This window comes from Bradyrhizobium sp., assembly GCF_019242285.1.
GTDB lineage: Bacteria > Pseudomonadota > Alphaproteobacteria > Rhizobiales > Xanthobacteraceae > Bradyrhizobium.
Genome location: NZ_JAFAVV010000493.1, coordinates 1 through 3,929 on the forward strand (window position 1 = coordinate 1; position 3,929 = coordinate 3,929).

At 69.1% G+C, this 3,929-nt stretch carries 2 protein-coding genes and 1 pseudogene; all 3 read left to right on the top strand.

All coding sequences use genetic code 11. The features are described 5' to 3' along the window. Positions 1-370 precede the first annotated feature (370 nt). Positions 371-1,438: a site-specific integrase gene (locus JOY90_RS19530; RefSeq protein ID WP_291692748.1), complete on the top strand. Its 1,068-nt coding sequence runs from the start codon at positions 371-373 to the stop codon at positions 1,436-1,438. 2 nt (positions 1,439-1,440) lie between these two features. Beyond that, positions 1,441-3,666, top strand: a complete 2,226-nt coding sequence (locus JOY90_RS19535) for a tyrosine-type recombinase/integrase (protein ID WP_291692749.1) — start codon at positions 1,441-1,443, stop codon at positions 3,664-3,666. Positions 3,667-3,668: 2 nt separating this feature from the next. Further along, a pseudogene (locus JOY90_RS19540) lies at positions 3,669-3,929 on the top strand (Tn3 family transposase); the annotation flags it as partial.

Sequence of the window (3,929 nt, forward strand, 5' to 3'; positions counted from 1 at the left end):
AGCCGTGACCGGTTCGAGCGGATCAGTTTCGCCGACTTCCACAAACTCTATATGAACCGACTCGTTCCGGTCGGGTTTGACGACAACGGCGACCCTGTCCTCAAGCCCGCGTCCCAGGTCTGGCTCACGAGTCCGCAGCGCCGGCAGTATATCGGTGGGGTCACGTTCCGCCCCGGCGTGGAGCTCCCTCGCGACGGAGAATTCTTCAACCTATGGACCGGCTTCGCGCGCAAACCCCGGCCAGGGGATTGGTCGCGGATGCGGGCGCACATCCACTCGGTGATCTGCCGCGGCAATCAAGAACACTCTAATTATTTATATGTTACTTGGAATCAAACCTCGTTCGGAGTCGCCGGCCTTGGGAGAGAGCGTGGCCACAACCACAGCGTCGCTGCAGGAGCGCTGGCCAGTCCTGGCCACTGCACCGCCCGCGCTCGCGTGGCTGGTCATGCGGGCGGATCTCGGCGTCGCCCCGCGCACCCTCGACGCCTATGCCCGCGGCCTCGCCGAGTACCTGGCGTTTGGCGCCGCGCTCGGGATCGATTCGCGCTTGGCCGGGCGCGAGCACGTCGCCCGCTTCGTCCGCCACCTGACCGAGCGCCCGTCGCGCCACGGCGGCGCTGCTCCTTCCTCCTCCGGTCGTCCTTGTCTGTCGAACGCCACGGTGCAGCAGCGACTCACGGCCGTCCGCTTGTTCTACGACCACCTGGTCGAGGATGGTCTGCGCGACAGCAACCCGGTCGGCCGCGGGCGCTACGCACCGAACGCCCGCATAGGTAGCGGCAACCGGCGAGGTCTGGTCCCGCGCCAGACCCGGTTGCCCTGGATCCCGGACGAGACGGACTGGCGCGCGATCCTGGAGACGGCGCGGCACGAGCCGATCCGCAACCGCACCATGCTCGCCCTCGGCTACGACGCAGGGCTGCGGCGCGAGGAGCTGTGCAGCCTGCGCACCGACGACCTCGATCCCGGACACCGGCTCTTGCGCGTGCGGGCGGAGACCACCAAGGGCCGGCGTGAGCGCGTGGTGCCGTACTCGGCTGTGGGTGGCGAGTTGCTGCGCGCCTACCTCGCGCATCGGGCCACAATCAGCCGGGCGCGCGGCCCGCTGTTCCTGTCGGAGTCGCGGCGCAACCACGCGCAGCTGCTGACGCCCTGGACCTGGTCCAAGGTCGTGCGCCGGATCGCGCTCGCCGCCGGCGTGCCGCGCTTCGGCACGCACACCTTACGCCATCTCTGCCTGACCGACCTTGCGCGGGCTGGGTGGGAGCTGCACGCGATCGCCACTTTCGCCGGGCATCGCGACCCAGCGACGACGATGCAGTACGTCCACCTCTCCGGTCGCGAACTCGCCGGCAAACTCGCGCGCGGCATGGCGCAGATCCATGACTGGCGGGTCGCCATGCTGGCCGGGGCTGAGCCGGCTGGCCACGCATGACCATGTCGGCGACGCTCGTCGATGTCTCCGGCTTCGACCGTAGCCCGTCGCTCTCACCAGACGAGCGGCAGGCGCTGGCCTCCCTGGGCTGGCAGCTTCGCCGGCGGCGCGGCCACGACCAGACATTGTCGGAATGGGGTGTCATCGGGCGCCTGCTGGCCCCGCTCGACGCCGCGCAGCGCTTCATGCACCGGCCCGATACCACGCTCCACCGCCGCTCGGCACTGGACGCGGCCGGCCTCGTGTTGTCCCGGTGCGCGGAGGAGGGCGCCGCTTACTGGGGCTGGCCGGAGGAGGCCTGGGTGCGGCTGATCGGGCAGGACCGGCACGCCTTTGCGCGACCGTGGCCCGAGTGGGTCGATCAGACCGTGCGCCCCTACGTCGCCTACGGATTTCTGCTCTGCGGCTTCGATGCGCTGCATCGCCTTGGCGGCTTCAACCGCCTCGCGCTTGCCTGGCGCGTGTTCGGTCGCGAGACGATGGCGCACGCCCAGGAGCGTATCGCGGCCAGGCTGGAGAGTTGGGGCTACCGCTCGGCGCGCACCGACCTGCTCATCCGGACCTTCATGGCGCAGCTGCTCCTCGTCAACCGCAGCGCACGGCTCGAGGATCTGACGGATGATGTGTTTCGGCGCTTGCGGGACGACCCCCGCCTGGGCCGGCGCCGGCGTCCGTTCCACGCCGTCCACCGCGCCGTTGCCGAGATGGGGTTTGCCTCGCCGCCGGTCGCGCCCACGAGGGGACGACAGATGCCGGTGCAAGGCGCGCCTTCAGAGTGGGTCGCCTCGGTCGATCGTTGGTTCGCGACCTCGACCCTCACACCGGAGGTGCGGCGCGAGTACCGCAGCATTCTCGTCATGGCCGGTCGATGGCTCGCAGTGTCACAGCCCGGGGTCGTCTCGCCGGCGGACTGGACGCGCGAAACCTGCGCCGCCTGGGTCGCGCGGGTGACGCGCACGAGCATCGGCGACTTCGCGCAGCGCCGGGCCGGCCTCGCCGAGCGCCTCGGGCGCCGCCTCGCGCCCACGACCATGGCCAGCTACACGACGGTGACGCGCACGTTCTTTCGCGACTGCCAGGAGTGGGGCTGGTGCCCACGGCGCTTCGACCCCAAGACCGCGCTGGCCACGCCGCGCAGCGTGCGCGCCTTGCTCGGCCTCAAGCCGCGCGTCATCGCCGACGATGCCTGGGCCAAGATCCTGTGGGCCGGGCTGAACCTCAACGCCGATGATCTCGCGGCCGCCGGCATCCGTGCCTATCCACTCGATCTCGTGCACGCGCTCGCGCTGACCTGGCTGTTCGCCGCCCAGCGCAGCGACGAGATCGCGCGCCTGCGCGTCGGCTGCGTCCGCTGGCAGCACGGCGACGGCGATCCCGCCTCGGAGCCGGTGTGCCTGCTCGACATTCCGGTCCACAAAACCGGCACTGCCTTCACCAAGCCCGTCGATCCCGTGCTCGGCCGAGCCATCGAGGCCTGGGAGGCCGTACGGCCCGCGCAGCCACGCATGACCGACCGCAAAACCGGCGAGGCGGTGGACCTGCTGTTCGCTTGCCGCGGCATTCCGGTGGCCAAGACGTATATCAACGCCACGGTCATCCCGATGCTCTGCCGCAAGGCGGGCATCTCGCCCAGCGATGTCCGCGGCCGCATCACCAGCCATCGCGCGCGAGCGACCATCGCCAGCCAACTTTACAACGCCAAGGAGCCAATGACCCTGTTCGAGCTGCAGGCCTGGCTCGGCCACCGCTCGCCCGAGACGACCCAGCACTACGCCCAGATCACGCCGAACACGCTGACCAAGGCCTATACCGATGCGGGTTATTTCGCTCGCAACGTGCGCACGATCGAGGTGCTGATCGATCGCGGGGCGGTTCTGGACGGAACGGCAGCCGCGGGTGAGCCCTGGCAGCTCTACGACCTTGGCCACGGCTACTGCAGCTACACCTTTTTCGAGCAGTGCCCGCATCGGATGGCCTGTGCCCGCTGCGACTTCTATATCCCCAAGCCGAGCGCCAGAGCCCAATTGCTCGAGGCAAAGTCGGATATCGACCGGAGATTGGCGCTGATCCCGCTGACCGACGCCGAGCGCGCGGCTGTCGAGCAGGATCGGCAAGCGCTGGGCAGCCTGCTCGACAATCTCGCCGACATCCCAACCCCCGCCGGGCCAACCCCGCGCGAGATCGCCAGCCAACCCTCCTTTTCCTCTTGTCAGCCTGATTCCACATAATGCTCAACTGGCTGCGCGACATCGATCTTCGCCGGCGATCCCAGGCGGGACTGAACAAGGGCGAGGCCCGAAACTCCCTGGCCCGCGCAGTCTTCTTCTGCCAGCTCGGTGAGCTGCGGGACCGGACATTCGAAAACCAGGCCTATCGCGCCTCGGGCCTTAACCTCGTGGTCGCCGCCGTCATCCTTTGGAATACCCGCTACCTTGATCTCGCCGCGACCGGCCTCGGCGTGAGGCCGGAGACGATGCGGCACGTCGCCCCG

What these genes read in the sequence shown, in the direction of transcription:
- JOY90_RS19535 (WP_291692749.1), top strand. Translation starts at nt 1,441, where the DNA reads ATGTCGGCGACGCTCGTCGATGTCTCCGGCTTCGACCGTAGCCCGTCG.